Source organism: Phaeobacter sp. A36a-5a, assembly GCF_037911135.1.
GTDB classification, from domain to species: Bacteria; Pseudomonadota; Alphaproteobacteria; order Rhodobacterales; family Rhodobacteraceae; genus Phaeobacter; species Phaeobacter bryozoorum.
Genome location: NZ_JBBLYU010000001.1, coordinates 660,912 through 685,011 on the forward strand (window position 1 = coordinate 660,912; position 24,100 = coordinate 685,011).

24 protein-coding genes are annotated in these 24,100 nt (G+C 64.5%); 8 read left to right on the forward strand and 16 right to left on the reverse strand.

The features are described 5' to 3' along the window. Window positions 1–95 precede the first annotated feature (95 nt). The 12 genes from glpD to WLQ66_RS03120 form a co-directional block, all read right to left on the reverse strand. The gene (gene glpD, locus WLQ66_RS03065) at window positions 96–1,685 is read right to left on the reverse strand and encodes a glycerol-3-phosphate dehydrogenase (RefSeq protein WP_340544897.1); all 1,590 of its coding nucleotides are present in this window, start codon (window positions 1,683–1,685) and stop codon (window positions 96–98) included. Further along, entirely contained in the window at window positions 1,678–2,463 is a 786-nt protein-coding gene (locus WLQ66_RS03070; protein WP_340544898.1) for a DeoR/GlpR family DNA-binding transcription regulator, read from the reverse strand. Before WLQ66_RS03070 ends, glpD begins: the two co-directional genes overlap by 8 nt. 94 nt (window positions 2,464–2,557) lie before the next feature. Beyond that, window positions 2,558–3,652: a DUF1513 domain-containing protein gene (locus WLQ66_RS03075; protein ID WP_340544899.1), complete on the reverse strand. Its 1,095-nt coding sequence runs from the start codon at window positions 3,650–3,652 to the stop codon at window positions 2,558–2,560. A 3-nt stretch (window positions 3,653–3,655) separates the two neighbouring features. Then, window positions 3,656–4,675 carry an imelysin family protein gene (locus WLQ66_RS03080; RefSeq protein WP_374015627.1) on the reverse strand — a complete coding sequence of 340 codons (1,020 nt, stop codon included), beginning with the start codon at window positions 4,673–4,675 and terminating at the stop codon, window positions 3,656–3,658. A gap of 110 nt (window positions 4,676–4,785) precedes the next feature. Continuing rightward, window positions 4,786–6,420, reverse strand: a complete 1,635-nt coding sequence (locus tag WLQ66_RS03085) for a di-heme oxidoreductase family protein (protein ID WP_340544902.1) — start codon at window positions 6,418–6,420, stop codon at window positions 4,786–4,788. Between the two features lie 216 nt (window positions 6,421–6,636). Further along, window positions 6,637–7,905: an imelysin family protein gene (locus WLQ66_RS03090; protein WP_340544904.1), complete on the reverse strand. Its 1,269-nt coding sequence runs from the start codon at window positions 7,903–7,905 to the stop codon at window positions 6,637–6,639. Window positions 7,906–7,983: 78 nt separating this feature from the next. After that, window positions 7,984–8,490: a hypothetical protein gene (locus WLQ66_RS03095; protein WP_340544905.1), complete on the reverse strand. Its 507-nt coding sequence runs from the start codon at window positions 8,488–8,490 to the stop codon at window positions 7,984–7,986. Then, window positions 8,487–8,654: a hemin uptake protein HemP gene (hemP, locus tag WLQ66_RS03100; RefSeq protein ID WP_317961085.1), complete on the reverse strand. Its 168-nt coding sequence runs from the start codon at window positions 8,652–8,654 to the stop codon at window positions 8,487–8,489. The genes WLQ66_RS03095 and hemP overlap by 4 nt, the downstream gene beginning before the upstream one ends. A gap of 427 nt (window positions 8,655–9,081) precedes the next feature. Beyond that, the gene (metG, locus tag WLQ66_RS03105; RefSeq protein ID WP_340544907.1) at window positions 9,082–10,800 is read right to left on the reverse strand and encodes a methionine--tRNA ligase; all 1,719 of its coding nucleotides are present in this window, start codon (window positions 10,798–10,800) and stop codon (window positions 9,082–9,084) included. A gap of 107 nt (window positions 10,801–10,907) precedes the next feature. Next, window positions 10,908–12,131 carry an MFS transporter gene (locus WLQ66_RS03110; protein WP_340544909.1) on the reverse strand — a complete coding sequence of 408 codons (1,224 nt, stop codon included), beginning with the start codon at window positions 12,129–12,131 and terminating at the stop codon, window positions 10,908–10,910. A gap of 162 nt (window positions 12,132–12,293) precedes the next feature. Further along, the gene (locus tag WLQ66_RS03115) at window positions 12,294–12,695 is read right to left on the reverse strand and encodes a rhodanese-like domain-containing protein (protein WP_340544910.1); all 402 of its coding nucleotides are present in this window, start codon (window positions 12,693–12,695) and stop codon (window positions 12,294–12,296) included. Between the two features lie 86 nt (window positions 12,696–12,781). After that, window positions 12,782–13,183 (reverse strand): rhodanese-like domain-containing protein, encoded by a 402-nt coding sequence (locus WLQ66_RS03120; RefSeq protein WP_340544911.1) that lies wholly within the window; start codon window positions 13,181–13,183, stop codon window positions 12,782–12,784. Window positions 13,184–13,363: 180 nt separating this feature from the next. Here WLQ66_RS03120 and WLQ66_RS03125 point away from each other — a divergent pair, with 180 nt between their 5' ends. Continuing rightward, window positions 13,364–14,407, forward strand: a complete 1,044-nt coding sequence (locus WLQ66_RS03125; RefSeq protein ID WP_340544912.1) for an aldo/keto reductase — start codon at window positions 13,364–13,366, stop codon at window positions 14,405–14,407. Window positions 14,408–14,475: 68 nt separating this feature from the next. Here WLQ66_RS03125 and WLQ66_RS03130 read toward each other — a convergent pair whose 3' ends face one another. Further along, window positions 14,476–15,567: a GlxA family transcriptional regulator gene (locus WLQ66_RS03130; protein WP_340544913.1), complete on the reverse strand. Its 1,092-nt coding sequence runs from the start codon at window positions 15,565–15,567 to the stop codon at window positions 14,476–14,478. 132 nt (window positions 15,568–15,699) lie between these two features. On the opposite strand from WLQ66_RS03130, the gene bcoG reads away from it, so the two are divergent. The 3 genes from bcoG to WLQ66_RS03145 all read left to right on the forward strand — a co-directional run bounded on the left by bcoG (window position 15,700) and on the right by WLQ66_RS03145 (window position 18,961). Further along, on the forward strand, window positions 15,700–16,617 hold the full coding sequence (bcoG, locus tag WLQ66_RS03135) for a 3-dehydrocarnitine:acetyl-CoA trimethylamine transferase BcoG (protein ID WP_340544914.1): 918 nt from the start codon (window positions 15,700–15,702) through the stop codon (window positions 16,615–16,617). Between the two features lie 102 nt (window positions 16,618–16,719). Then, window positions 16,720–18,192: a carnitine 3-dehydrogenase gene (locus WLQ66_RS03140; protein WP_340544916.1), complete on the forward strand. Its 1,473-nt coding sequence runs from the start codon at window positions 16,720–16,722 to the stop codon at window positions 18,190–18,192. A gap of 10 nt (window positions 18,193–18,202) precedes the next feature. Further along, complete coding sequence (locus WLQ66_RS03145) at window positions 18,203–18,961, forward strand: SDR family oxidoreductase (protein ID WP_340544918.1); 759 nt, start codon at window positions 18,203–18,205, stop codon at window positions 18,959–18,961. 78 nt (window positions 18,962–19,039) lie between these two features. Here WLQ66_RS03145 and WLQ66_RS03150 read toward each other — a convergent pair whose 3' ends face one another. Next, window positions 19,040–19,912, reverse strand: coding sequence for a helix-turn-helix domain-containing protein (locus WLQ66_RS03150; RefSeq protein WP_340544919.1), 873 nt, complete (start codon window positions 19,910–19,912; stop codon window positions 19,040–19,042). A 108-nt stretch (window positions 19,913–20,020) separates the two neighbouring features. On the opposite strand from WLQ66_RS03150, the gene WLQ66_RS03155 reads away from it, so the two are divergent. The 3 genes from WLQ66_RS03155 to WLQ66_RS03165 are packed head-to-tail and all read left to right on the forward strand — an operon-like array spanning window position 20,021 to window position 22,081. Continuing rightward, window positions 20,021–20,227 (forward strand): DUF2061 domain-containing protein, encoded by a 207-nt coding sequence (locus WLQ66_RS03155; protein ID WP_340544921.1) that lies wholly within the window; start codon window positions 20,021–20,023, stop codon window positions 20,225–20,227. After that, a complete protein-coding gene (locus WLQ66_RS03160; protein ID WP_340544923.1) occupies window positions 20,220–21,161 on the forward strand; it encodes a fatty acid desaturase in 942 nt (313 codons plus the stop codon). Before WLQ66_RS03155 ends, WLQ66_RS03160 begins: the two co-directional genes overlap by 8 nt. A gap of 17 nt (window positions 21,162–21,178) precedes the next feature. Continuing rightward, window positions 21,179–22,081, forward strand: coding sequence for an EamA family transporter (locus WLQ66_RS03165; protein ID WP_340544924.1), 903 nt, complete (start codon window positions 21,179–21,181; stop codon window positions 22,079–22,081). A gap of 32 nt (window positions 22,082–22,113) precedes the next feature. On the opposite strand, the gene WLQ66_RS03170 is transcribed toward WLQ66_RS03165, so the two are convergent. Next, window positions 22,114–22,881 (reverse strand): NUDIX hydrolase, encoded by a 768-nt coding sequence (locus WLQ66_RS03170; protein WP_340544926.1) that lies wholly within the window; start codon window positions 22,879–22,881, stop codon window positions 22,114–22,116. A gap of 28 nt (window positions 22,882–22,909) precedes the next feature. Beyond that, window positions 22,910–23,326: a DUF983 domain-containing protein gene (locus WLQ66_RS03175; RefSeq protein ID WP_340544927.1), complete on the reverse strand. Its 417-nt coding sequence runs from the start codon at window positions 23,324–23,326 to the stop codon at window positions 22,910–22,912. A gap of 235 nt (window positions 23,327–23,561) precedes the next feature. Here WLQ66_RS03175 and WLQ66_RS03180 point away from each other — a divergent pair, with 235 nt between their 5' ends. Further along, window positions 23,562–24,065, forward strand: a complete 504-nt coding sequence (locus WLQ66_RS03180) for an EF-hand domain-containing protein (protein WP_340544929.1) — start codon at window positions 23,562–23,564, stop codon at window positions 24,063–24,065. Window positions 24,066–24,100 lie beyond the last annotated feature (35 nt).

The window sequence follows — 24,100 nt, forward strand, 5'->3', positions numbered from 1 at the left end:
GCAGGCTGCGGGCGCATAGGGCTGGGATGTGTTGCCGCGGGGTTAAGCCGCGCAGGCTGAAACGAGCTGAGGCGCGCCCGCTCTGCAACTGGACCTCAGGCGGTCAGATCGGCGGCCCTTGCACGGATATAGCCGTCAACCGCGGCGCGCTCCTCCTCGGTCAGGCGCAGGGCGAGTTTGGTGCGGCGCAGGAGGTAATCCTCGCCGGTGCGGACCCATTCGCGGGCGATGGTCCAGTCGAGTTCACGCGCGGTGATGGTGGCGCCAAAAGCCTGGCCAAGATCCTCGGCTGAGGTTGCCTCGCCCAATACGTCCCAGGCCTCGGTGCCATAGGCGCGGATCAGGCGGCGGGTCGCGTAGGGGCTGAGGAAGGGATAGTCCTGCGCCAGTTTCGCGGTGAGTTTCGCCACATCGCCGACCGGGAAATCGCCGCCGGGCAGGGCGACACCTGCGGTCCAGTCGCGGGGGAGGTCGGGAAACTGGGTGCCGATTTTCTCCAGCGCGGCCTCGGCCAGTTTGCGGTAGGTGGTGATCTTGCCGCCAAAGACATTCAGCAGCGGCGCGGCAGTGTTGTCCAGCGTCAGCACGTATTCGCGCGTGGCAGCGGTGGCCGAGCTGGCACCATCGTCATAAAGCGGACGCACGCCGGAATAGGTCCAGACGATATCGTCACGGCTGAGCGGATTGGCGAAATACTGCGAGGCGAAATTGATCAGGTAATCCTGCTCCTCGGGCGTGCAGGTCGGGGCGGTTTCGGGATCCGGGTGGTCGGCATCGGTGGTGCCGATCAGCGTGTAGTCCTCTTCGTAGGGAATCGCGAAGATGATGCGGCCATCGGTGCCCTGAAAGAAATAGCAGCGCCCGTGATCGTAGAGTTTCGGGACCACGATATGGCTGCCGCGCACCAGCCGTACGCTTTCGCGGCTGTTCTGGCCCAGTTTCTGGCGCAGCACATCGGCAACCCATGGGCCGCCGGCATTGACCAGCATCTTTGCGCGCCGTTCGAAGGTCTCGCCGGTGGCGATATCCTGAAGCTGGATCACCCAGTGGTCATCGCGACGCTGGGCGCCGGTGACCTTGGTGCGGGTCATGATCTCGGCGCCGCGGGCCTCGGCGTCGCGGGCATTCAGCACCACAAGACGGGCGTCTTCAATCCAGCAGTCGGAATATTCAAAGGCGGTCTTGAACTTCGGGTCCAGCGGGCGGCCTGCGGGGTCGCTGGCGAGATCCAGTTTGGAGGTGCCGGGCAGGATGCCGCGTTTGCCGAGGCTGTCGTACATGAACAGGCCAAGGCGGATCAGCCAGGCGGGGCGGCGGCCCTTCATCCACGGCAGAAAGGTGGTCAGCAGTTTCGACGTCGGTGTGGTGTTGTCAAAGCGCATGTCCTTGTGGAACGGCAGGACAAAACGCATCGGCCAGGAGATATGCGGCATCGCCTTCAGCAGCACCTCGCGTTCGATCAGCGCCTCGCGGACCAGACGGAATTCGAAGTATTCAAGGTAGCGCAGGCCGCCGTGGAACAGTTTGGTGGAGGCCGAGGAGGTGGCGGAGGCGAGGTCGTTCATTTCGGCCAGCGCCACCGACAGGCCGCGCCCTGCGGCGTCGCGGGCGATGCCGCAGCCGTTGATGCCGCCGCCGATGATGAAAAGATCGGTGATCTGGTCTTGCGCGTGAGTATCAGGCATTTTCGCTACTTTCGTTTTCGCCAACCCAGAGGATTTGCGTGTCCGCAGCCTCGGCTGCGCGGGAGAATTCAGGGGGGACGGGGCGGTCGGTGATCACCACGTCAAGATCGGCAACATCGCAGATGCGGACCGGGGCGGTGCGCTCGAACTTGCTGCCGTCGCAGACCAACACCCGTTTGCGGGCGTTCTTCAGGATGGCGCGGGCAACCGAGACTTCGCGTGCATCATGGTCGAGAATGGCACCGTCGGCGTCCATGGCCGAAGCGCCGATAACGGCGATATCGACCTTGTAGCGGGCGATAAATTCCAGCGCGTCCTCGCCCACGATGGCGCCATCGCTTTGCCGGATGGCACCGCCGACAAGTATCAGTTCCTTACTCTCATCCTCCATCATCATATTGATAATGTTGATATTATTGGAGAGCACCGTGAGGCCGCGATGGCCGGAGAGCGCGCGCGCGACCTGTTCGGTGGAGGTGCCGATATTGAGGGTGATGGCGCAGTTGTCAGGGATCAGATCAGCGGCAAGGGCCGCCATGGCGCGTTTGCCGCGGGCGTTCAGCTTGCGCCGTTCGGCGTAGTCGCGGCTGGCGCCACTGCTGCTGCGCACCGCGCCGCCGTGCACGCGGGAGAGGGCGCCACGGGCGGCCAGATCGCGCAGGTCGGTGCGGATGGTTTGTAATGAGACGCCAAAGCGCTGGGCGAGGTCCTCGACCTCGACCCGGCCCTGCCGGGTCAGCAGGTCCAGAATTGCCGTTTGTCTTTCGGTTGCGTCCATAGCCCGTCCTCTCGCAGGCTTGTCTAGGCCTCCGATTGCGAAAAGTCACGAGTTATTTTCGTTTTGCTTTCGTTTTGCTTTCTGCTGGGGCGCGTCAGGAGATTGGAACCAGATGATTGTCCCAGGCGAGATCGGCCCGGCCCAGATGGGTCAGCGTGCCGTTGCGGATCGTGCTGACCTCACCGGCGCCGGTGGTCACGATAAAGCCCGCGCCCGCGCCAGTGAGTCCGCAGACGTCGGCCAGCCGGACCTCATGCCGCAGCGCGCCGCTGGCGCAGTCGGCGATCTGCACCACGCCGCCGCGTGGCGAGGTGACGGCGATCTGTGTTCCATCACGGGAAAAGGCGAGGGAGCCGCCATAGCCATCAAGATTGCGCAGGCGGGGGTCATCCTCGGCCATCAGGCGGGGGGCGGAGCCGGGATTGTGCAGGCCGATGATTGGCAGATCGGCGCCCGCATCGCCCTGCCACTGCATCGCAAAGCCGACGGTGCCGGAGGCGCTGATGGCAAGGTGGCGGATCGAGTTCAGGCGCATGTCGGCGTTCAGGATCAGCTGATCGTCCAGGGTGCCATCAAGGCTGAGGTAGCTGAGGGTGGGCTGCATGGTGGCGAGGTTCAGCTTTGCGCGGCCGCTGTCGGGGTGGGTCTGGATGCCGCCGTTGGCCACCACCAGATTGTGCTGGCCGTCAGGGCTGGTGCGCAGGCGGATATCATGCGGTCCGATCCCGCCGGAGGCATGATCGCCAATGCGGCGGTAGCCCGCGCTGGCGTCCCAGATCCCGATGCGACCATCGCCACTTTCATAGGCGTTTTCGGTGGTGAACAGATAGGCGCCGTCCGGTGAGAAGACGCCGTGGCCGTAGAAATGATGCCCGGTCGGTGGCGTCAGCCGCGCCAGCGCCGCGCCGTTGCGGCAGTCGATCACATCTGCGAACTGACCGGGGCGGCGGGCAAAGGCGACGGCTTCGGGGCGGCTGGGGTGTGCGGCTGCGGCATGGCCACGGGCGGGCAGGGCGTGGCGGAACAGGATGGCGCCGCTGCGGTCCAGACCGGCGAGGAGGAAGCTGCCATCGGGGGTTTTACCGGCGGCGAGATAGGCCGGGTGGCCAAGGTCGGCCCAGCTGGCCTGCGGGGCCATGCCTGCGGCGAGTAGACCGGCGAGAAAGCCGCGACGGGAGGGGCCTGCCATGGATCAGTCCCCGTCGAGCGAGTTGAACCCGGCAGTGACGCCAAGGGCCGCGCCCAGCCGGGTGGAGATCAGGTCGCGCAGGTCGTTGATATCCTGCTGTAGGGCTTCGATGCGAAAGCGGCGGGCGGGATTGGCAACCCCGGCGAGGGACGGATCGTCCAGCGCGGAGGCGCGTTTCAGCGCCTTGGCAAAGCCTGCGTCGATATCCTGCATCAGCGCGGGGTCGCCCGCCGCAAGGGCAAGGGCAAGCGGTTCCATCGCGGCGAGGTTCAGCGCGATATGGCGCTGGCTGCGGGCGGAGCGGCGGGCCTCGGCGCGGTTGGGGCGGGGGGCGTCGAACTGGCCCAGCGGACGGCCCAGCCGCATGTCGGAGAGCACCTGAAACCCGGTGGTGAGGGTTTTGAACAGCTCCTGCCGGATTTCCGCCTGGGACCGGTAGCGATAGCCCGGCCCGGCGGTCACCAGCGTTGCGGCATAGCTGGTGTGCCAGTCGTTGCGGATCGCGGCACTGGTGCGGGCGATATCGCTGGAGATGGCGGCCACCAACGCGCAGCGTTGTGCGGCGCTGCCTTCGGTCTGCATGTCCGCATCGAACAGCAGATATTCCAGCGCATAGAACCCGCGCAGGGCCACCGATTGGCTGGCAAAGATCTCGGGGGTGGTCAGCTCTTCGCGCGGGGTTTCGGTGACGGCGCGGCGCAGGGTGCCGGGGATCTTGTTGCGGCTGTCGGGCCAGAAGGCGAGGGCAAAGGCACGATTGTCGGTTTCGGTGGGACCAAAGCGCAGATGGCTGACTTTGATCCAGGCATCAAAGGCACGGCCGAAGGCATCGCGCAGGGCCGGATCATCCGGGGTGCAGTGGCGGGCGCCGACCTCTGCCAGGGTGGTGCTATGGGCGGCCAGCTCGTCAAAGCCGGGGAGGATGTGGTGGGTCAGGATCCAGTCCACCTGAAGCGCGCGGCTGAGCGACGCGGGCGGCAGCTCCGGCGCGGTGATCTGAAGCGGCGCCGCGGTCTGGGCCATCAGCGGCGGCGCGGGGAGGGTTGCGCCAAGGGTTGCGGCCAGAGCGAGACCGGTGAGGAGCGCGCGGCAGCGGCGCGATGGCGCGGGGGTGGCGTTGGGGGATGCGGGCATCAGAGCGACTCCAGAAAGCGGATCAGATCGGCGCGGTCTTCGGGCGCAAGGCCCACCACGGTGTCTCGGGCGGATTGGGCTTCGCCGCCATGCCAGAGGATTGCCTCCAGCAGGGTGCGGGCGCGACCATCATGCAGGAAACCTGCGCGGGGATTGACCTGCTGCACCAGCCCCAGCCCCCAGAGCGGCGCGGTGCGCCATTCGCGCCCGGTGGCGCGGGCTTCGGGGCGGTTGTCGGCAAGGCCGTCGCCCATGTCATGCAGCAAGAGGTCGCTATAGGGCCAGATCAGCTGGAAGCTCTGCGCGGGTTGCGCCTCCAGCCGGTTGGTGACGAATTTCGGTGTATGACAGCTGGTGCAGCCTGCGCCGTAGAACTGCGCCTTGCCGCGCAGCACGGCGGGGTCGTCCGGGGTGCGGCGCGCTGGCACGCCGAGGTTGCGGCTGTAGAAGGTGACCAGATCCATATTGGGCTGGTCGATCTCGGTCTCGCGGATGTCATCACCGCCATGGGGCGCGCTGCGGCAGCTGGTCTGTGCGGTGGTGCAATCGCCTGCATGGGCAGGAAACAGCGGCGTGGAGATGCCGATATCGCCGGAGAAGGCGGCGGCGGATTGTTCATGCACCGTGGGCTGCCCGGCCTTGTAGCCAAAGCGGCCGAGCATGATCCGGTTGTGCTCTACCGACCAGACCAGATTGGCGCGCCCGGAAATGCCGTCGCCGTTGCTGTCATCCTCGTCGGCGCCCGCCAGAATGTCGGCGGCCGGGATCGCCTCCAGCAGGCCGAGGCCGATCATGCTGGGGGCGACGCGGGGGGAGAGCATGGCATCGGGGTGCAGCGGGCCATAGCCGAGGGTATTGGCGCTGTACTCGGGGCGTTGCAGGGTGGCCGTCTCGCCGCCTGCAAGTGCGATGGTGTCTTCGGTGTAGGTGACGCCGAGGCGGTATTCCGGGGCGATGCCGGGGGCGGAGAAATCCTGCATCTGGCCGCCATAGGTCGGCTCTGGCGCGGTGCCGATATAGTCGGCGATGGTTTGCATCTGCTCTGGCACCGGGCCGGGAACAGAGACGCGCAGGAACATCGTGGTCGAGGCATAGTCCGGCCTATCCGGCACATGGCCGCGTCCGTCCTTCAGGTGGCAGCGCTGGCAGGCGCGGGAATTGTAGAGCGGGCCCAGCCCGTCGGAGGCCAGGGTGGAGGCGGGGGAGAAGACCCAGATTTTCTTGAACAGCCCGTTGCCGAGCTTGAATTCCAGCTCTTCCTCGAAGCTGAGATTGGCGCTGTGCTGCGAAAACGCCTCGTCATCGGTGCGGGCGCGGACGGTGGCGGCCCCTGCGGGCAGCGCCTCATAGGGTTCGGTCTGGTCGAACTGATCTGCCGGGCGGGTGACGGCGCGGATGCGGGTCTGTTCCTGGGCGGTGCGGGGAAGGGTGGCGAGATGCGCGTCAGTCAGGATGTCAAAGGGGGAGGATTGGCGCGCCGTGGTATTGGCAACATCCCCGGTGAGGGTCTTTGACAGCGGGGTGGCCTGCGGATTTGCCGAGGCGGGCGCAAGCGGCGCGGCCAGTGCGATCAGGCTGAGCCCCACCACGAGGGAGGGCAGGCGCGGACGGCAGGGCGGCGGGACAACTCGCATACGGGCAGGACAACTTTTCTTGGGCGGGCGCTGTGCCTCCTTTCCATGGATAGGGGGAACCGCAGCTGGCATCAACTCTTGCCGGGGCACTAAAGTGCCCCGGTGGGCCGGGGCGGGTCCGGGAGGCAGCGGACCGGCGGGCCGACCCCCGGATAGAGGGGCCACGCGATGCGCGGCCCCTGCCTGATCAGTGCTGCTGGCGCAGTGTTTGCGGGGTTACTGGAAAACCGCCGATGGGTTGTCGAGCGAGTCGGAGCCTTCGATGGCGACGCCGTCGAGGTCCAGCGCGGTGACCACCCGTTCGATGGAGCGGGTCTGATCGACCAGACCGTTGACGCCGCCCATGATCAGCGCCTCGCCGGCCTCATTGCCCTGTTCCAGCATCTGGTCGTAGGAGAAACCAGCCTCGGCTGCGGTTTTGATCTGACCCAGCGCACGCATGGTGGTCGCAAGCTTGCTGCGCATTTCAGCGTCCAGCGCCGGGTCGATATCCTGCACCAGATCGGAAAGCGAGGCGCCGGAGATCAGGCTGCCATCGGCGCGGATATATTCGCCGAGATAGACATTCTGCACGCCCAGACCGTCGTAGTAGTGGCTGTTGTGGGTATTGTCGGAGAAGCAGTCATGCTCTTCCTCGGGGTCGTTCAGCATCAGGCCAAGGCGCATACGTTCGCCTGCGGTCTCGCCGTAGGAGAGCGAGCCCATGCCGGTCAGCATGGCGGTGATGCCCGCGTTTTCGTCCGACAGAAGCGTGCCGCGGGCTTCGCCTTCGGTGCTCCACTGTGCGGCCATCCACTCCAGATCGGAGATCAGCAGATCGGTCGCCGCCTTCAGGTAGTCGCCCCGGCGGTCGCAGTTGCCGTTGGTGCAGTCCTCGCCTGCGGCGAAATCGGTCCAGGCGCGGGTGCCTGCGCCATGGTCGGTGCCGTTCAAGTCCTGCCCCCAGAGCAGGAATTCGATGGCGTGATAGCCGGTGGCGACATTGGCCTCGACGCCGTCGGCCTCATGCAGGGTGGTTTCCAGCAGTTCGGGGGTGATGGCGCTGGCGTCGATGGTGGTGCCGGACAGCTCAAAGCTCGGATTGGCGATGATGTTCAGCGCGGCGAGGGTGTTTTCATCGGTCGGACCGCCATAGCTGGCATCGACATAATCAATCAGGCCTTCATCCAGCGGCCAGGCGTTCACCTTGCCTTCCCAGTCGTCAACGATGGCATTGCCAAAGCGGAACACCTCGGACTGCTGATACGGCACGCGGGCGGCGAGCCAGGCCTTGCGGGCGGCTTCCAGCGCCTCGGCGGAGGGTTCAGCGATCAGGCTGTCCACGGCTGTTTGCAGGGTTTTGGCGGTTTCAAGGCTGTCCTGGTATTTGGCCTGGGCAATATTTGCGTAGGTGGTCAGCACCTCAGCCTTGTCGGCCGCAAAAGCGGGAGCCGCAACTGTGGCGAGCGCTGCAACAGCGGTGCCTGCGAGGAAATGCGATGTCATCTGGTTGGTCCTTAGGTGGTCGTCGAAACGGGTAAAGTGGAACGGGTTAAGCGACGGGTGCCGGTCGGCGCCGGACCGTCAGTGAAGAGTTGCCGACAGCGGGGTGAGCGGTGCCGGATGCGCGGAGGGGCGGGCCTGCCGATCCGCGAGCTGGTCGAGTACCAGGCCGATCTTGGCAGCGAGAACGGTGGCGCGCTGCGCCTGTCGGGGCTGCACGATCAGCGCGGCAAAGAGATTGGCATCCTCATATTCGCCACGCGCGGCGGCGGCGACCAGATTGGCAAAGCAGTTTTCGTCAGCGCCAAGGCAGGTGCAGGTCATCCCGTGGCGCACCAGCGGGCGGCGGCCTTCGGTCACGCAGAAGTTGCAGAGGCGGCCAAAATTCTCATAGGTCTGACGGCCAAGAACCGGGCCAAGCAGGTCTTGCAGCTGGTGGCGCAGGGCGATGCGGGTTTCGGCCCCGCTGAACCAGTGGCGCAGATGGCGCACGGCCATGGCTTCCAGGGCGGGCAAGTCGGTCAGCAGACCAACAGTGGCCCCGCCCCGTGAGACCGCAGATGCGGCTGTTGCAGTATTGGAAATCATTTTGTCAGGATCAGCTTTCCGGCGCGGGTGATCCGCAGGCTGTAGATCTGGCCGTTGAGCAGAATGCGGGCCTGGTTCCCGCCACGGGCCAGTTCCTCGGCGTGGTAGGTTGGGAAGACTTCGGTGGCCGCAGTTGTCGTGGTGGTGGCGTGGTCAAAATTCATCTGGTTCATCAGGGTCACCCGTTTCTGTTTTCCGACCGATCCAGAAACCACTCCAGGCAAAACCCCTGATCGCCGCGCGGCAGCCCGTAGGCGTTCAGGCTGTGCGGTATGCTCCGACCCTCGGCGGGGCGGTGGCGCAGGGAAAAGAATTGCAGAAGAAACGACACTGGACGATCTCGGTTGAATTGCTATCAGTCGGGCTGGCTGCACAATCACAGGTTGGCTGAACTGCGCTAAACCTGACTGATTTAATCGGAATCGTCAACCTGACTTTTTTAGTCAGATTAAGGTTTTTTGCGCGCCTTGATATTTTGTCAGCGCGCAGGTGTGGGTGGTGGCGGTGCCGGGCGGAATAGCCCGCATCTGACGAAAAAGGCCGCTCCCGGTGGAGCGGCCTTGGTCTTTGTCACGGGGCGCGGCCCTGAGATCAGTCGCGGGTGCCGGAGAAGCGCTCCTGCCAGTCTTCGCGCTGTTCGTCGGTGATCTTGGCAAAGAGCACCTCCGGCACGGTGAAGGCATGACCTGCGGGCAGCGCGCTGAGGGCGGCGGCCACATCGTCGGGCCAGCTGCGATCCTCGGTCTGAAGGGCGGCCAGCAGACGCTCGGTCGCGTCGGGGATGAAGGGGGCGGACAGCACCGCATAGAGCCGGATCAGGTTCAGCCCCAGACGCACCTGAGCGGCGGCCTGATCGGGGTCGGTTTTGAAGACGGACCAGGGGGCTACGGATTGCAGGTATTCATTGCCTGCGACCCAGATCGCCCGCAGCTCCTGCGCGGATTTGCGCACATCCATGGCGGCCATATGGCCCTCATAGGCGGTGACGCGGGTGCTGATTTCGTCAATCAGCGCCTGTTCGGCCTCGCCGTAGTCATTGCCTGCGGGGACCGCCTCGCCGTATTTGGAGCGGCAGAATTTTGTGATGCGGCTGACAAAGTTGCCCAGCACGTCGGCCAGATCCTTGTTCACCGATTGCTGGAAATTCTCCCAGGTGAATTCGGAATCACTGCTTTCCGGCGCATGGCTCAGCAGCCACCAGCGCCAGTAATCGGCGGGCAGGATGTCCAGCGCCTGATCCATGAACACACCGCGCCCCTGCGAGGTGGAGAACTGGCCGCCGTCATAGTTCAGGTAGTTGAAGGATTTGAGGTGGTCGACCATCTTCCAAGGCTCACCCGAGCCAAGGATGGTGGCCGGGAAGGAGAGGGTGTGGAAGGGGACGTTGTCCTTGCCCATGAACTGGACGTATTTGACGTCCTCAGCGCCCTTGTCGGTGCGCCACCAGCGTTCCCAATCGGCGTCGGTCTTGCCGTTGGCGTCGGCCCATTCCTTGGCGCATGCGATGTATTCGATGGGGGCATCGAACCAGACGTAGAACACCTTGCCCTCCATGCCGGGCCAATCTTCATCGCCTTTCTTGACCGGGACGCCCCAGTCGAGATCGCGGGTAATGCCGCGGTCCTGAAGGCCGTCGCCGTCATGCAGCCATTTCTTGGCAATCGAGGTGGTGAGGACCGGCCAGTCCTTCTTGGAGTCGATCCAGGCATCCAGCTGGTCCTTCAGCTGCGACTGGCAGAGGTACAGGTGCTTGGTCTCGCGCACTTCCAGATCGGTGGAGCCGGAGATCGCGGAGCGCGGGTCGATCAGATCGGTCGGGTCCAGCTGCTTGGTGCATTCCTCGCATTGGTCGCCGCGCGCCTTCTCATGGCCGCAGTTGGGGCAGGTGCCTTCGATATAGCGGTCGGGCAGGAAGCGGCCGTCGGCGTGGGAATAGACCTGTTTTTCGGTCACTTCTCGGATCAGGCCCTGTTCGGCCAGCTTGCCTGCGAAATGCTGGGTCAGCGCATGGTTCTGCGCACTGGAGGAACGGCCGAAGTGGTCAAAGCTGAGGCCAAACCCCTTGGCAATACCGGCCTGGACCTCGTGCATTTCGGCACAGTATTCCGCCACCGGCTTGCCTGCCTTGGCGGCGGCCAGTTCGGCGGGGGTGCCGTGTTCGTCGGTGGCGCAGAGGAACATCACCTCATGGCCGCGCGCCCGCTGGTAGCGGGCATAGAGATCTGCGGGCAGCTGACTGCCGACCAGATTGCCCAGATGCTTGATCCCGTTGATATAGGGGATCGCCGAGGTAATGAGAAAGCGCGCCATATCATCCATCCAACTAAAGCTCTGCTGGCCCGTCTAGCGCATGGCGCTGCCGCCGAAAACCCCGTGGTGCGCTTTGCCGCCATTTTCCCGTATCGGGTCGCGGTGGGCTAGCGGCGCTCGCGGGAGCGTTTCAGCAGGCGGCCAATGGTGAAGGAGGTGCGCGGCGCATAGACATAACGTGTGCGATCCTCAGGGGCGGGGCGGGCGCGCATCCGCAGCAGGCCAAAGACGATCAGCCCAAGGTGGCCCACGGCGACAAAGGCAAACAACGCGCCGGGACCGTAGTTTTCGATCAGCGCCGAGGTGATCAGCGGCGAGGCGATGGCACCAAGGGCGTAGAAGAACATCAGCGCGGCGGAGAGTTCGACGCGCTGCTGCGAGGTGGCAAAGTCGTTAGCGTGTGCGGCCGAGACCGAGAAGATCGGCATGGTGGTAAAACCGAAGAAGGCGGCAGAGGCCATCACCGCCAATGTGCCCATGCCGCTGGCCGCCATGGTGACGCCACAGGACAGGATCGCCACCACCGACAGCCAGATCAGAACCCAGCGGCGGTCGTATTTGTCGGCCAGCCAGCCGAGCGGATATTGCGCCAGCGCGCCGCCCAGAACAAAGGTGGCGAGGAAGAAGGCGATCTGGCCGACCTCCAGACCGACCTCCTGACCGTAGATCGGCCCCACCATACGGAAGGAGGCTGAACTGAGCGCGGCGACGATCACCCCCGCGACGGCGAGTGGCGAGCAGGCCCAGGCCAGTTTCGGGCGCAGGCGCGGGGCGTCGGGGATCTCCGGCTGGCTCGCTTTGGTCATGGTGAGCGGCAGCAGCGCGGCACAGCAGAGGATAGCCAGCAGGTTGTAGGACACGTAGGAGGCGGGCGGCAGCACCGCGATCAGCAGCTGCGCCGCGAGCGAGGCGGAGAGATCCGCGATCCGGTAGGTGCCCATGGCGCGGCCACGGCTTTCATTGGTGACCTTGGCGTTCAGCCAGGCTTCGATCACCGTGTAGCAGCCCGCAACGCAGAGGCCGGAGGCCATGCGCATCACGGCCCAGGCCATTGGATCCTCGGTCAGGGTGTGGCCGATCAGCCCCATGGCGCCGAGCGCGGTACAGACGGCAAAGGCGCGGCTGTGGCCGACATTGCCCATCAGGCGCGGCACCCACCAGCAGCCCACAAAAAAGCCAAGGAAATGCGCCGAGCCGAGAAAGCCGATCTGCTCCTTGTCAAAGCCAAGCGTCAGGCCAGAGATCGCGTCCAGCGGGCCAACGCCGCCGGTCGACAGTTGCAACAGGATCACCGAAAGAAACAGCGCCGCAAAGGAAATCATCATCCGCATAATGGCCAGTCATGACCGCTGCGCCGCGGGATTGCACGGGTGTTTCCGACATTTGCCGGTCAGGAATGTCGTATTGTGCAGCGGCGCGGCAGATTTGCCGCGCAGGCCTGTCAGGCGCGGGTTATTCCGGTGCAGGTCATTCCGGCGCAGGTGGGGTGCGGGTCAGTCGTCGCGCTGGGCGATTTCGCCGCCGGCCTTGCTCCATGCGGTAAAACCGCCCTCAAGGTGCATCACCGGTCCGAGCCCCATCTCCATCGCCGCCTTGGCGGCCAGCGCGGAGCGCCAGGCGCTGGCACAGTAGAAGACATAGGTCTTGTCCTGATTGAACACCGGTTTGTGGTAGGGGCTGTCCGGGTCGATCCAGAATTCCAGCATCCCGCGCGGGCAGGAAAAGGCGCCTGGAATCATGCCGCTGGCCTGCAATTCGCGGATATCGCGCAGGTCGATGAAGGCATAGGCGTCATCATGGATGGCCTCTTTTGCGGTCTCCACGGACAGGGTGTCCACGACGGCGTTGGCCTCGTCAAGGAGCGCCTTGACGCCTTTTGTGATGGTTTGCGGCATGCTGTGCTCCCTCTGGCTGTCAGAGGCACAGGCTGCCGGGTTTTGCGCGGGGTGACAAGCACCGCTTGTCCGGTATCAGCCGGTATTTACCACTTGTAAGGGATGGCATCGCCCCCGTCGGCGATCCAGGCATCAAAGCCGCCTTTCAAAAAGACCACCCGCTGCAATCCCATTTCCAGCGCGGTGCTGGCAGCCAGGGCCGACCGCCATCCGTTGTCACAATAGAAGATGAAGGCCCGATCCTCGGCAAAGACCGGTTTGTGGTAGGGGCTGGAGGGATCAATCCAGAACTCCATCAGGCCGCGCGGGCAGGACAGGGCGCCGGGGATGACGCCGGTGCGTTCAACTTCGCGGATTACCCGCAGGTCGACAAACAGGCTGTCGTCACGGCCATGCAGATCTGCCGCCTCTGCCGGGGAAATCGACACCACGATGGCTTCAGCTTCTGCGATCAGGTCTTTGTAGCTTTTGGACATAGAGAACGTCATGTTGTCACTCTCCTTTTCTAGATTTGCGACAATTTTAATCATATCATATCCATCGCGTTTCACGTCTGGATTGTGCATGAAAGGTTAACGCCCTGATGCACGACGGAGGCGATCTGGTTGCACTGGGCCGCGGGTGGGCTAGGGTCTGTTGCGAGTTGCAACACGAAGGATCTGCGCGAAATGAAAAAGAACCCGCTTGGCCGCACCGGTATGGAGGTGTCGCGTATCTGTCTTGGCACCATGACCTTTGGCACCCAGACGGATGAGTCTGACGCCCATGCGCAGATCGACCTGGCGCTGGCGGCGGGGGTGAATTTTCTGGATACCGCCGAGATGTACCCGGTGAATCCGATCAGCGCCGAGACGATCGGGGACAGCGAGGCGATCATCGGCAATTGGAATGCCCGCAGCGGGCGGCGCGGGGATTACATCCTGGCGACCAAACATTCCGGCGAGGGGTTGCAGGCGGTGCGCGATGGCGCTGCGATCACCACAGAGACCATTCCGGCCACCATCGAGGGATCGCTGCGGCGGCTGCAGACGGATTACATCGACCTCTATCAGTTTCACTGGCCCAATCGGGGCAGCTACATGTTCCGCAAGAACTGGCAGTATGATCCGGGTGGCGATGACCGGGCCGAGGTGCTGGACAATATGGCCGGCTGCCTGGAGGCGCTGAAAGCGCAGGTGGACAAGGGCAATATCCGCGCCTTTGGTCTGTCCAACGAAAGCGCCTGGGGCACGGCGCACTGGCTGCGGCTGGCGGAGGAGATGGGCGGGCCACGGGTGGCCTCGATCCAGAATGAATACTCGCTGCTGTGCCGTCTATACGATACCGATCTGGCGGAGCTGAGCGCCTATGAGGACGTCGGGCTGCTGGCATTTTCACCGCTGGCAACGGGCCTGCTCACGGGGAAATATCAGGATGGTGCGGTGCCTGAGGCCTCCCGCAAGACGCTGAACCCGGAACTGGGCGGGCGTGATACGCCGCGGGTCTATCCGGCGGTAGCTGCCTATCTGGAGATTGCCGCGCGCCATGGTCTGGACCCGGTGCATATGGCGCTGGCCTGGTGCCATACCCGGCCGTTCATGGCGTCGGCCATTCTGGGTGCCACCACGCTGCCGCAGCTGGAGCACGCGCTGGCGGGCGATGATCTGACGCTGTCGCCGGAGGTGATGGACGAGATCGACGCGGCCCATCGCGCCCATCCGATGCCTTATTGATCTGGCGGTGCTGCTGGCAGAACGGGCACGCCCGCCGGGGCGTCCGTTCTGATCTGCAAAAGGCTCAGTCAGTAAGAACCGGTTGAGTGCCGTGGCAGCGGTCCGCTCTGGCGCAGCGTGGTCTGGCCCTGCGACAGGGGGGCTTGGCTGAACAGCGGTTTGCTTGCCGCCAGACGTGGCGTTGCGGCGGTTGCGAGGCTGGTCTGGCGCAGTTCGCGCGCGGTGATGCCATGGGCGGTGCGGAAGGCGCGGGCAAAGCTCGACTGCGAGTTGAAGCCGGTGGCCAGCGCGACCTCCATGATCGGCAGATCGGTGTCGGTCACCAATCGGCGTGCCTCGGCCAGACGCAGTTGCAGATAATGGTCCTGCGGCGTCGTATTCAGCCGCAGGCGGAACTGCTGTTGCAGGCTGCGGGTGCTGGTTCCCAGTTCCTCGGCAATCTCGCTGAGCGGTTTGGGATCGTCCAGCGCGGCCTCCATCAGGGCGTTGGCCCGTGCCGTGAGCGAGGAATGTCTGGAGCTGCCAAGGCGGCTTTGTGGCCGTTCGGTCGAGCCGGGGCCATCGTAGAGGAACAGGCCGGCCACGCGTGAGGCAAAGCCCGCACCATGACGGCTGCCGATGATATGCAGCATCATCTCGATCGCCGGGGTCGCCCCGCCGGAGGTCATCCGCCCCTCGGAGAGGGTGAAGCGGTCGTTGCGGCTTTGCACGCCCGGAAAGCGGCTGGCGAAATTGTCCAGATCTTCCCAATGTGTCGTCGCGGGGTGGCCGTCCAGCAGACCGGCCTCGGCCATAAGCCAGGGGCCGCCGTCGATGCCCGCGATGGTCGCGCCACCTGCCGCCAGACGGCGCAGACCGGCGAGCAGGCTGGGGGTCGCATGGCGCGCGAGCTGGAAGCCGGCGATCACGATCAGCAATTCGCAGCTTTGCAGCCGGGCCAGCGGGATGCCGGGCACCGAGAGGCCGCTGGTCAGCATCGCAGGCTCGCTGGTGGCGGTGACATAGTCCCAGTCGAATGCGCCGCGACCTGCCAGCCGATTGGCCGCGCGCATCGGATCGACGGCAGCGGCGAAGGACAGCGTATTGCTCTCATCAAGCACCAAAACAGCGGTTTTTAGCGGCTGATTCTCGGGCTGGAGGATGTTTTTTGCGGATTTCATCAAGTTCGATTCGCATGTTGACTAGTGGGTGCACCAAGGCTGCGGCACTGTTGAAAGCAACACAAACAGGAATCTGGGGGCAGGCTTGGGGATAACTCGGGCACAACCCTGTACATCGAGGGGAAAACCAAAATGCCTCTGAATATGGCCAAAAACGTCTTTATCACCTGCGCCGTGACCGGCTCTGGCAGCACCCAGGATCGCAGCCCGCATGTGCCCAGATCACCCCAGGCGATTGCCGATAGCGCGATTGCGGCGGCCAAGGCCGGGGCGGCGATCGTGCATTGCCACGTGCGTGATCCCGAGACCGGTGCCCCCAGCCGTCGGCTGGATCTGTACCGCGAGGTGACCGAGCGGATCCGCGATGCGGATGTCGATGTGGTGCTGAACCTGACAGCGGGCATGGGCGGTGACATGGTGTTTGGCGACACCGAAAACCCGCTGCCGCTGAGCGAGGCTGGCACCGATATGATCGGCGCCACCGCCCGGATGGCGCATGTGGCGGAGTGCCTGCCGGAGATCTGCACGCTGGATTGCGGCACGATGAACTTCGCCGAGGCCGATTACGTGATGACCAACACGCCGGGCATGTTGCGCGCCATGGGCCAGATGATGACCGATCTGGGGGTGAAGCCGGAGATCGAAGCCTTCGACACCGGTCATCTGTGGTTCGCCAAGGAGCTGGTGAAGGAAGGCGTGCTGAACAGCCCGGCGCTGGTCCAGCTGTGCATGGGGGTCCCCTGGGGCGCGCCCAATGACCTCAACACCTTCATGGCGATGGTCAATAATGTGCCGGGTGACTGGGACTGGTCGGCGTTCTCGCTGGGGCGCGATCAGATGGCCTATGTGGCGGCCTCCGTGTTGGCGGGCGGCAATGTGCGGGTGGGTCTTGAGGACAACCTGTGGCTCGGCAAAGGGCAGCTGGCGGAAAACTGGCAGCTGGTCGAACGGGCGGGCACCATCATCGAGAACATGGGGGCCCGCGTGATGGGGCCGCAGGACGTGCGGGAGCAGCTGGGTCTGGTGAAACGCGCACCGGTGGCGGGTTGAGCGGCGTTTGAGCCGAGTTGTAGCGGCGGACTTGGGGGCTAGCCCCCAAACCCCCAGGATATTTCAGGCCAGAAGAAACGGCCGGTTCCGAAAGGACATCACATGAAAACAGCAGCAATCATCGGCGGCGGGGTTATCGGCGGCGGCTGGGCCGCGCGGTTCCTGCTGAATGGCTGGAACGTGCGGGTGTTCGACCCGGACCCGGAAGCGGAGCGCAAGATCGGCGAAGTGCTGGGGAATGCCCGCCGGAGCTTGCCCGGCCTTGGCAATGTGGCATTGCCTGCGGAGGGCAGCCTGACCTTCCATGACACCATTGCGGAGGCTGTGGACGGCGCGGCATGGATCCAGGAAAGCGTGCCGGAGCGGCTGGACCTGAAACAGAAGGTCTATGCCGAGCTGCAGGCGCATTGCGCGCCGGATGCGGTGATCGGCTCCTCCACCTCGGGCTTCAAGCCGTCACAATTGCAGGACGGGCGCGAGAACCCCGGTCAGATCGTGGTCGCGCATCCGTTCAACCCGGTCTACCTGCTGCCGCTGGCGGAGCTGGTCACCACCGGGGCCAACCCGGCGGGTGTTGTCGACCGGGCCAAGGCGATCATCACCGAGATCGGCATGTACCCGCTGCACCTGAAGAAAGAGATCGACGCCCATGTGGCCGACCGGTTCCTGGAGGCGGTCTGGCGCGAGGCGCTGTGGCTGGTCAAGGACGGTATCGCCACCACCGAGGAGATCGACAACGCGATCCGCTACGGCTTTGGCATCCGCTGGGCGCAGATGGGCCTCTTTGAGACCTACCGGGTTGCGGGCGGCGAGGCGGGCATGAAGCATTTCATGGCGCAGTTCGGCCCGTGTCTCAGCTGGCCCTGGACCAAGCTGATGGATGTTCCGGAGTTCACCGATGAGCTGGTGGACCTGATCGCGGGCCAGTCGGACGAACAGTCCGGCCAGTATTCGATCCGCGAGCTGGAGCGGCACCGGGATGACAACCTGGTGGGCATGATGCGGGCGCTGGGCGCAAACAACTGGGGTGCGGGCGCGCTGCAGAACAGTCATGACCTGAACCGCGAGGGCGAGGCCGGGCTGGTGCGCCGGATCGAAGACCTGAAAGACCTGAGCCAGCCGGTTCTGACCCAGAGCCGCGTGGTGCCGCTGGATTGGACCGATTACAACGGCCATATGACCGAGAGCCGGTACCTGGATGCCTTTGCGCAATCCACCGACCGGCTGATGATGATCATCGGCTGCAATGCGGAGTATATCGCCAGTGGCGGCAGCTATTTCACCGCCGAGACCCATATCCGCCACATCGACGAGGTGCACGCGGGCGATCCGATCCAGGTGCGGACACGGGTGATCATGGGCGCTGGCAAGAAGATGCACCTGTGGCACGAAATGTATTCGGGCGAGCGTCTGCTGGCGACCGGCGAGCATATGCTGCTGCATGTGGATCTTGCGACCCGCCGCTCTGCCCCGCCTGCGCCGCATATCGAGGCCAATCTGGTGAAGCTGGCCGAGGCGCATTCCGCATTGCCCGCGCCGGACGGGCTGGGCCGCGCCATCGGCGCGCCACGGTGAGGTTTCGGGCATGAGCCGGGTTCTGATCACCGCCGGCGGGTCAGGAATTGGCCGCGCCATGGCCGAGGGCTTTGCCGCCGCCGGCCATCAGGTCTGGGTCACGGATGTGAGCGCCGTCGCACTGGCAGACGTGCCGGAGGGCTGGAGGGCGACGGCAGTGGATGCCACCGATGAGGCGGGCGTCAAGGCGCTGTTTGCGGAGATCGCTGACGCCTGGGGCGGGCTCGATGTGCTCTGTGCCAATGCAGGGATCGCCGGGCCGACCGCATTGATCGAAGACATTGCGCTGGAGGACTGGCGCAAATGCGTGAGCGTCAATCTGGAGGGCTGCTTTCTGGCGGCGAAATACGCCGCACCTTTGATGAAGGCGGCAAAGGCCGGGTCGATCATCGTGACATCCTCCACCGCAGGGCAATACGGCTATCCGAACCGGGCGCCTTATTGTTCGGCCAAATGGGCGGTCATCGGCCTGATGAAGACGCTGGCGATGGAGCTTGGCCCCTTTGGCATCCGCGCCAATGTAATCTGTCCCGGCGCGGTGGAAGGGCCGCGGATGGAAGGGGTGCTGGAGCGCGAGGCGGCGGCCAAGGGCATGACCCGGGATGAGGTCTATGCGGGCTATGCCTCCGGCACCTCGATGGGACGGTTTGTGGAGGCCAGCGATATTGCCAATATGGCGGTTTTTCTGGGGTCGGACGCGGCGCGGCTGGTATCGGGGCAGGTGATTGCGGTTGATGGCCACACGGAGAATCCGGACCCGAAGCTGTGACGGTGGAGTGGCGGGCGGAAACGCTTGCCCAACGGTGAAATGTTCTGCCCGGCTGCAAGGCAGGCGCAGCCCTCGGTGTTAGGTGGAACCGCTGCTGATCGCGGCGCTGAGCGCTCTGAGCCGTCCCGGCAGCTGCCGGGCGGTGATATCCGCCTCGCGCACCAGATTGTCGAAATGGCTGGTGAAGGTGGCAATCCGCTCCTTGTCGCGGAAGGCCAGATAATGCGAGCCGGCATAGAACACCCCTAGGAGCGGGCCGAAGATGGTGATCGGTGAGGAATAAAGCCGCTTGGCATCAAAGAGATAGATGCGCAGGCGGGGGTAGAGTTGCTCACAGAGGCGTTCAAAGTGGGTAAGCTGCTCCCGCCGGATCTCTGCCGACAGCCCCTCATAGTAGCCGACGCCCTGAGCAAAGCTCTCCAGCTCATAGATGGGCATGGCGATTTCATAATCGGAGGCTGATTGGCGCATCCATGTCAGACGATCCTCCGACGCGCCGATGGCCTGATCGGCGGTGCGGCCCAGATGCGGGGCATATTCCCATTCCAGCAGGGCGCGGGTTTTCAGCATGTCGGGCAGGGCGGCGGGCACATGGCGGATCTTGTAGCCCTGTGCCTCCTGGTGCCATTCAAAGATACGTTCATCCACCAGCGCGCGGGGGGCCGCGGTCATCGTCAGGCTGGCGGCCACCAGATCGGCGGCGTTCTCCGGGCGGTCCGACAGGCTGAGGAGCCAGTCGGCAGAGACGCCGAGGGCCGCGGCGCAGGCGCCGACCACATGGGCGTTCGGCAGCCGCGCGCCGGCGTCGGTCAGCAGTTGCGAGATGGTGGAGCGGTCGACGGCGATGGCGCGGGCCAGCGCGCTCTGGCTGAGGCCGCTGTCGCTGAGCGCGCGGTTGAGACGCAGGCGGAACTGTTCGGCGCGCAGCCGTTTGTCCAGAATTTCAATCATGTGGTGATTATTATCACCATTGCTGAATTTTGTTAATCATATTCCGAATTCTGCATCGTGTCGCGCCGGGGTAGGCCTGAGGGGAGCCGGAAAAACAGGAGGATGCGGATGGAAACGCGGGCGCGATCCGTGGCGAAGGCGGTGATCTGGAACCTGCTTGGCCTGATAATGATGGCAGGCGTTGGCTGGCTGGTGACCGGATCTGCCGGGCTGGGCGGCAGGCTTGCGATCCTGAACAGCTGCGTCGGGTTCCTGTGCTATGTGATCTATGAACGGGTCTGGGCAGGCGTGGGCTGGGGGCGGCGGCATGTCTGATCCGCATACCGCCCGCAGCGCTGGCCTAGACCGTTTCGTGCTTAATCCGGGGCGGGTCGAATGGGGCACGCTGGGGCTGATGCTCGGCTGTTACGCGGTCTGGGGCGCGGCACTGATCTGGCTGCCACCTCTATCGGTCTGGCTGGCGGTGCCGGTTCTGGCCTGTCTGATCACGTTGCATTCCTCGCTTTGTCATGAGGCGCTGCATGGGCATCCGTTCCGCCTGAGGGCGCTGAACGAGGCGCTGATGGCGCTGCCACTGAACCTTGCCATTCCTTATGGCCGGTTTCGCGACACCCATCTGGCGCATCACCGGGATGAGCGGCTGACCGATCCTTATGATGATCCCGAAAGCAATTACCTGGATCCGGCGCGCTGGCGGCGGCTGGGGCTGCCGGCGCGGCTGCTGCTGCGGGTGAACAACACGCTTCTGGGGCGGGTGCTGCTGGGGCCGCTGCTGGGGCAGATCCGTATTATGGTGGCGGACTGGCGGCTGATCCGGGGCGGGAGCATGGCAGTGCTGCGCGACTGGCTGCTGCATATCTTGGGGGCTGGGCTGACGTTGTGGCTGGTGGGACAGAGCGCGCTGCCGCTATGGGCCTATCTGCTGGCGGCCTATCTGGGGCTTGCGATCCTGAAGATCCGCACCTTTCTGGAGCATCGCGCCCATGTCAGCCCGGCGGCGCGCACGGTGATCATCGAGCGGGGCGGTGTTCTGGGGTTTCTGTTTCTGAACAACAACCTGCATGTGGTGCACCATAGCCATCCGGGGGTGCCCTGGTACGCGTTGCCGAAGCTGTACCGAAGTCGGCGCGCGGAGTTTCTCAGGCGCAACGAAGGCTATGCCTATCCGTCTTATGGCGCGGTCCTGCGCCGATATGCGCTGCGCGCAAAGGATCCGGTGGCACATCCGATCTGGTCAGAGCGCCGATAGCGCCCCATAAGGGCGGTATGACATTGTGGATCCCCATCGCTATCGCCGCGGCCAGTTTCCAGACGGTTCGCTTCATGCTGCAAAAAGTGCTGAGCAGCGTCACGCTGTCGTCGGCCGGCGCGACCTTTGCCCGGTTTGTCTATTCGGCGCCGGTGATCTGGGCCGGATTGCTGGCCTATCTGGCGATATCGGGGCAGGGGATGCCCGCGCTGACCGGGCGGTTCTGGGTGTTTGCCACCATTGGCGGGACGGCGCAGATCCTTGCGACCGTCTGCGTGGTGGCGCTGTTTCGCCAGCGCAATTTTGCCGTGGGCATCACCTTCAAGAAAACCGAGGTGATTCAGACCGCGCTGGTGGGGCTGGTGGTGCTGGGCGATCAGATCACGCCGCTGGGCTGGCTGGCCATTGTCATCGGCCTCTGCGCGGTGCTGGTGCTGTCGAAGACGCCCGAAAGCAAGGGGCCGTGGTGGCGGCATCTGTCCAGTCCGGCGTCGCTGCTGGGGCTGGGATCGGGGGTGCTGTTTGCCTTTTCCGCGGTGAGCTACCGCGCCGCCTCGCTTGAGCTTGACGCGCTGGCGCCTGCGTTTCGTGCCGGGGTCACGCTGGCCATTGTGGTGAGCCTGCAGACGCTGTTCATGCTGGTCTGGCTGAAGTGGCGGGAGCCGGGCGAAATCGCGCGGGTCTGGGCGGCGCGGCGGGTGGCAATCTGGGTGGGCCTGACCAGCATGGCGGGATCCTTCTGCTGGTTCTGGGCCTTCACCCTGCAGAACGCGGCCTATGTAAAGGCGCTGGGACAGATCGAATTGCTGTTGTCCCTGCTGGCATCGGTGCTGTTTTTCAGGGAACAGATCACGCGCCGGGAAATCCTGGGCATGGGCTTGCTGATCCTGTCCATTCTGGCACTGCTGCTGGCGATCTGAGCGATCGTGCGGGCAAGGCAACTGGCCGGGGGTCAGCCGTCCTGCGGCATCGGATAGCCGTTCAGCCGCAGAAAATGGCTCGATTCATCATCATTGCGAAAGAACGGCACGCTTGCGGGCGGGCCTTCCTGGCGGATGCGGCGGGTGACCTCGGCGAGCACCACCTCGGTGATGAAGGGCAGATCATAGGTGCGCACCTGGCTGAGCGGGATCCATTGCAGGTGCGACAGCTCATCCGAGGCGCGGGAGAAATCGTCGATATCGCTGCTGACATGCGCCGCATCCACCAGAAAGAACCGCGCATCAAAGCGGCGCGGGCGACCGGGGGGCGTGATGGCGCGAAAGACAAATTGCAGCGCCTCGGCGGCAGGCAGATGACCGGTCGCGGCAAATTCGACCCAGTCGGGGGTGGGGGCTGTCGGCCAGCTGCCGGGCTGCCCGAGGATGAGGCCGGTTTCCTCCCACAGCTCGCGGATGGCTGCGGCGGCAAGGGCGTGATGCAGATCCTCCTGCGCCTGCTCCGTCAGCCGTTCGCGACAGAGGGGCGGCAGGGCGCTGGCGAGCGGCACATCGGCGTCGCCCGGATCGACGGCGCCGCCGGGAAAGACCACCTTGTTGGGCATGAAGGCGGCCTTTGCCCCGCGCTGCCCCATCAGCACCTGAGGGTCGTCGCCCATCCGGTCGCGCACGGCGATAATTGTCGCGGCGTTGCGGATCGGTGTTGTGTCCCGGCGGGCAGTGGCGGCATCGGCGTAGCCGGTGTCCATGGTTGCCTGGGCCGGGCTGGGCGATTTGCTCATGTCTGGGTCTTCCTGTCGATTTTCGGGATCAGCTGTCCTTGCCGAAGCCGTGCATCCGGCGTGCCCATTGATAGGCGATCACGATGCCTTTCATCCGTGGCAGGAGGAACAGCGAGGACAGCAAACAGCCCAGCGAGAACACCGTGAAGGTGACCATCGGCTCGGGCCGCCAGGTGAAATAGACCACATGCAGCAGCGGGGCCATGATGTGGCCGACCAGCAGAATGGTCAGATAGGCCGGGCCGTCATCGGCGCGCGCATGGGTGAGATCAAGCCCGCAGTTGGAGCAGCTGTCGTTCACCTTCAGATAGGAGTGCAGCAGCTTGCCTTCGCCGCAGTTGGGGCATTTGCACCGCCAGCCGCGCAGAACCGCGGGCATGGTGGGGCGGTCTTCCTGATCGTTCGATTGAATATCGGCCGAAAGGGCCACAGATGACTCGGTCATGACAAATCCTATCTTTTGTCCGCTTATCTGAGCGTTTCTCCCATAAGTTTAAAGAGGCAGTGCGCCACAGTGCGTCGGCATGCCGCAAGACTGCGCTGCCAAGTGCTTCAGTGCAATGGACGGTTGAAGCTTTCTGCGACGGTTTTGAAGTTTTTGCGACGGAACCCGGATGGGGCTGCGTTTTGTTTCTGTGATCGGCAGCATGGGGCTGCCTGCTGCAAGAGGACGCGCAGATATGAAGCATACCAATTTTATTGCCGCTGTTGTTGCTGTCGGAGCTCTGATCGGGGCCACCGGTGCGATCGCCAAACCAGGGTTTGCGGGCAAGGGCGGGCATGGTCCACGGATGAGCTTTGAGGAGATGGACACCAATGGTGATGGTCAGGTCACCAGGAGCGAGATGGAAGGTCTGCGCGAGGCGCGCTTTGCTGCGGCGGATGCGGATGGCGATGGCAAGCTGACGCTGGCGGAGATGGAAAAGGCTGCCGAGGCCCGTGCCAAGACCCGTGCCGCAGCGATGCTGGAGCGGATGGACGCCGACAAGGATGGCGCGCTGAGCCTGGATGAGTTGCCGAAACCGCGCCGGATCGGAAAGATGTTTGACCGCGCCGATGCCAATGACGATGGTGCAATCAGCAAGGATGAATTCGAAGCTGCCCGGGCAAAGCTCCGTGACCGCCATGGCGCTGGTCACCGACCACGCGCCGGGGCGCAGGACAGCGGGACGGAACAGAACTGATCCGATACGACAGGTGCATAATTCTGCCGATACCC

What these genes read in the sequence shown, in the direction of transcription:
- glpD (WP_340544897.1), bottom strand. Translation starts at nt 1,685, where the DNA reads ATGCCTGATACTCACGCGCAAGACCAGATCACCGATCTTTTCATCATC.
- WLQ66_RS03070 (WP_340544898.1), bottom strand. Translation starts at nt 2,463, where the DNA reads ATGGACGCAACCGAAAGACAAACGGCAATTCTGGACCTGCTGACCCGG.
- WLQ66_RS03075 (WP_340544899.1), bottom strand. Translation starts at nt 3,652, where the DNA reads ATGGCAGGCCCCTCCCGTCGCGGCTTTCTCGCCGGTCTACTCGCCGCA.
- WLQ66_RS03080 (WP_374015627.1), bottom strand. Translation starts at nt 4,675, where the DNA reads ATGGCCCAGACCGCGGCGCCGCTTCAGATCACCGCGCCGGAGCTGCCG.
- WLQ66_RS03085 (WP_340544902.1), bottom strand. Translation starts at nt 6,420, where the DNA reads ATGCGAGTTGTCCCGCCGCCCTGCCGTCCGCGCCTGCCCTCCCTCGTG.
- WLQ66_RS03090 (WP_340544904.1), bottom strand. Translation starts at nt 7,905, where the DNA reads ATGACATCGCATTTCCTCGCAGGCACCGCTGTTGCAGCGCTCGCCACA.
- WLQ66_RS03095 (WP_340544905.1), bottom strand. Translation starts at nt 8,490, where the DNA reads ATGATTTCCAATACTGCAACAGCCGCATCTGCGGTCTCACGGGGCGGG.
- hemP (WP_317961085.1), bottom strand. Translation starts at nt 8,654, where the DNA reads ATGAATTTTGACCACGCCACCACCACGACAACTGCGGCCACCGAAGTC.
- metG (WP_340544907.1), bottom strand. Translation starts at nt 10,800, where the DNA reads ATGGCGCGCTTTCTCATTACCTCGGCGATCCCCTATATCAACGGGATC.
- WLQ66_RS03110 (WP_340544909.1), bottom strand. Translation starts at nt 12,131, where the DNA reads ATGCGGATGATGATTTCCTTTGCGGCGCTGTTTCTTTCGGTGATCCTG.
- WLQ66_RS03115 (WP_340544910.1), bottom strand. Translation starts at nt 12,695, where the DNA reads ATGCCGCAAACCATCACAAAAGGCGTCAAGGCGCTCCTTGACGAGGCC.
- WLQ66_RS03120 (WP_340544911.1), bottom strand. Translation starts at nt 13,183, where the DNA reads ATGACGTTCTCTATGTCCAAAAGCTACAAAGACCTGATCGCAGAAGCT.
- WLQ66_RS03125 (WP_340544912.1), top strand. Translation starts at nt 13,364, where the DNA reads ATGAAAAAGAACCCGCTTGGCCGCACCGGTATGGAGGTGTCGCGTATC.
- WLQ66_RS03130 (WP_340544913.1), bottom strand. Translation starts at nt 15,567, where the DNA reads ATGAAATCCGCAAAAAACATCCTCCAGCCCGAGAATCAGCCGCTAAAA.
- bcoG (WP_340544914.1), top strand. Translation starts at nt 15,700, where the DNA reads ATGCCTCTGAATATGGCCAAAAACGTCTTTATCACCTGCGCCGTGACC.
- WLQ66_RS03140 (WP_340544916.1), top strand. Translation starts at nt 16,720, where the DNA reads ATGAAAACAGCAGCAATCATCGGCGGCGGGGTTATCGGCGGCGGCTGG.
- WLQ66_RS03145 (WP_340544918.1), top strand. Translation starts at nt 18,203, where the DNA reads ATGAGCCGGGTTCTGATCACCGCCGGCGGGTCAGGAATTGGCCGCGCC.
- WLQ66_RS03150 (WP_340544919.1), bottom strand. Translation starts at nt 19,912, where the DNA reads ATGATTGAAATTCTGGACAAACGGCTGCGCGCCGAACAGTTCCGCCTG.
- WLQ66_RS03155 (WP_340544921.1), top strand. Translation starts at nt 20,021, where the DNA reads ATGGAAACGCGGGCGCGATCCGTGGCGAAGGCGGTGATCTGGAACCTG.
- WLQ66_RS03160 (WP_340544923.1), top strand. Translation starts at nt 20,220, where the DNA reads ATGTCTGATCCGCATACCGCCCGCAGCGCTGGCCTAGACCGTTTCGTG.
- WLQ66_RS03165 (WP_340544924.1), top strand. Translation starts at nt 21,179, where the DNA reads ATGACATTGTGGATCCCCATCGCTATCGCCGCGGCCAGTTTCCAGACG.
- WLQ66_RS03170 (WP_340544926.1), bottom strand. Translation starts at nt 22,881, where the DNA reads ATGAGCAAATCGCCCAGCCCGGCCCAGGCAACCATGGACACCGGCTAC.
- WLQ66_RS03175 (WP_340544927.1), bottom strand. Translation starts at nt 23,326, where the DNA reads ATGACCGAGTCATCTGTGGCCCTTTCGGCCGATATTCAATCGAACGAT.
- WLQ66_RS03180 (WP_340544929.1), top strand. Translation starts at nt 23,562, where the DNA reads ATGAAGCATACCAATTTTATTGCCGCTGTTGTTGCTGTCGGAGCTCTG.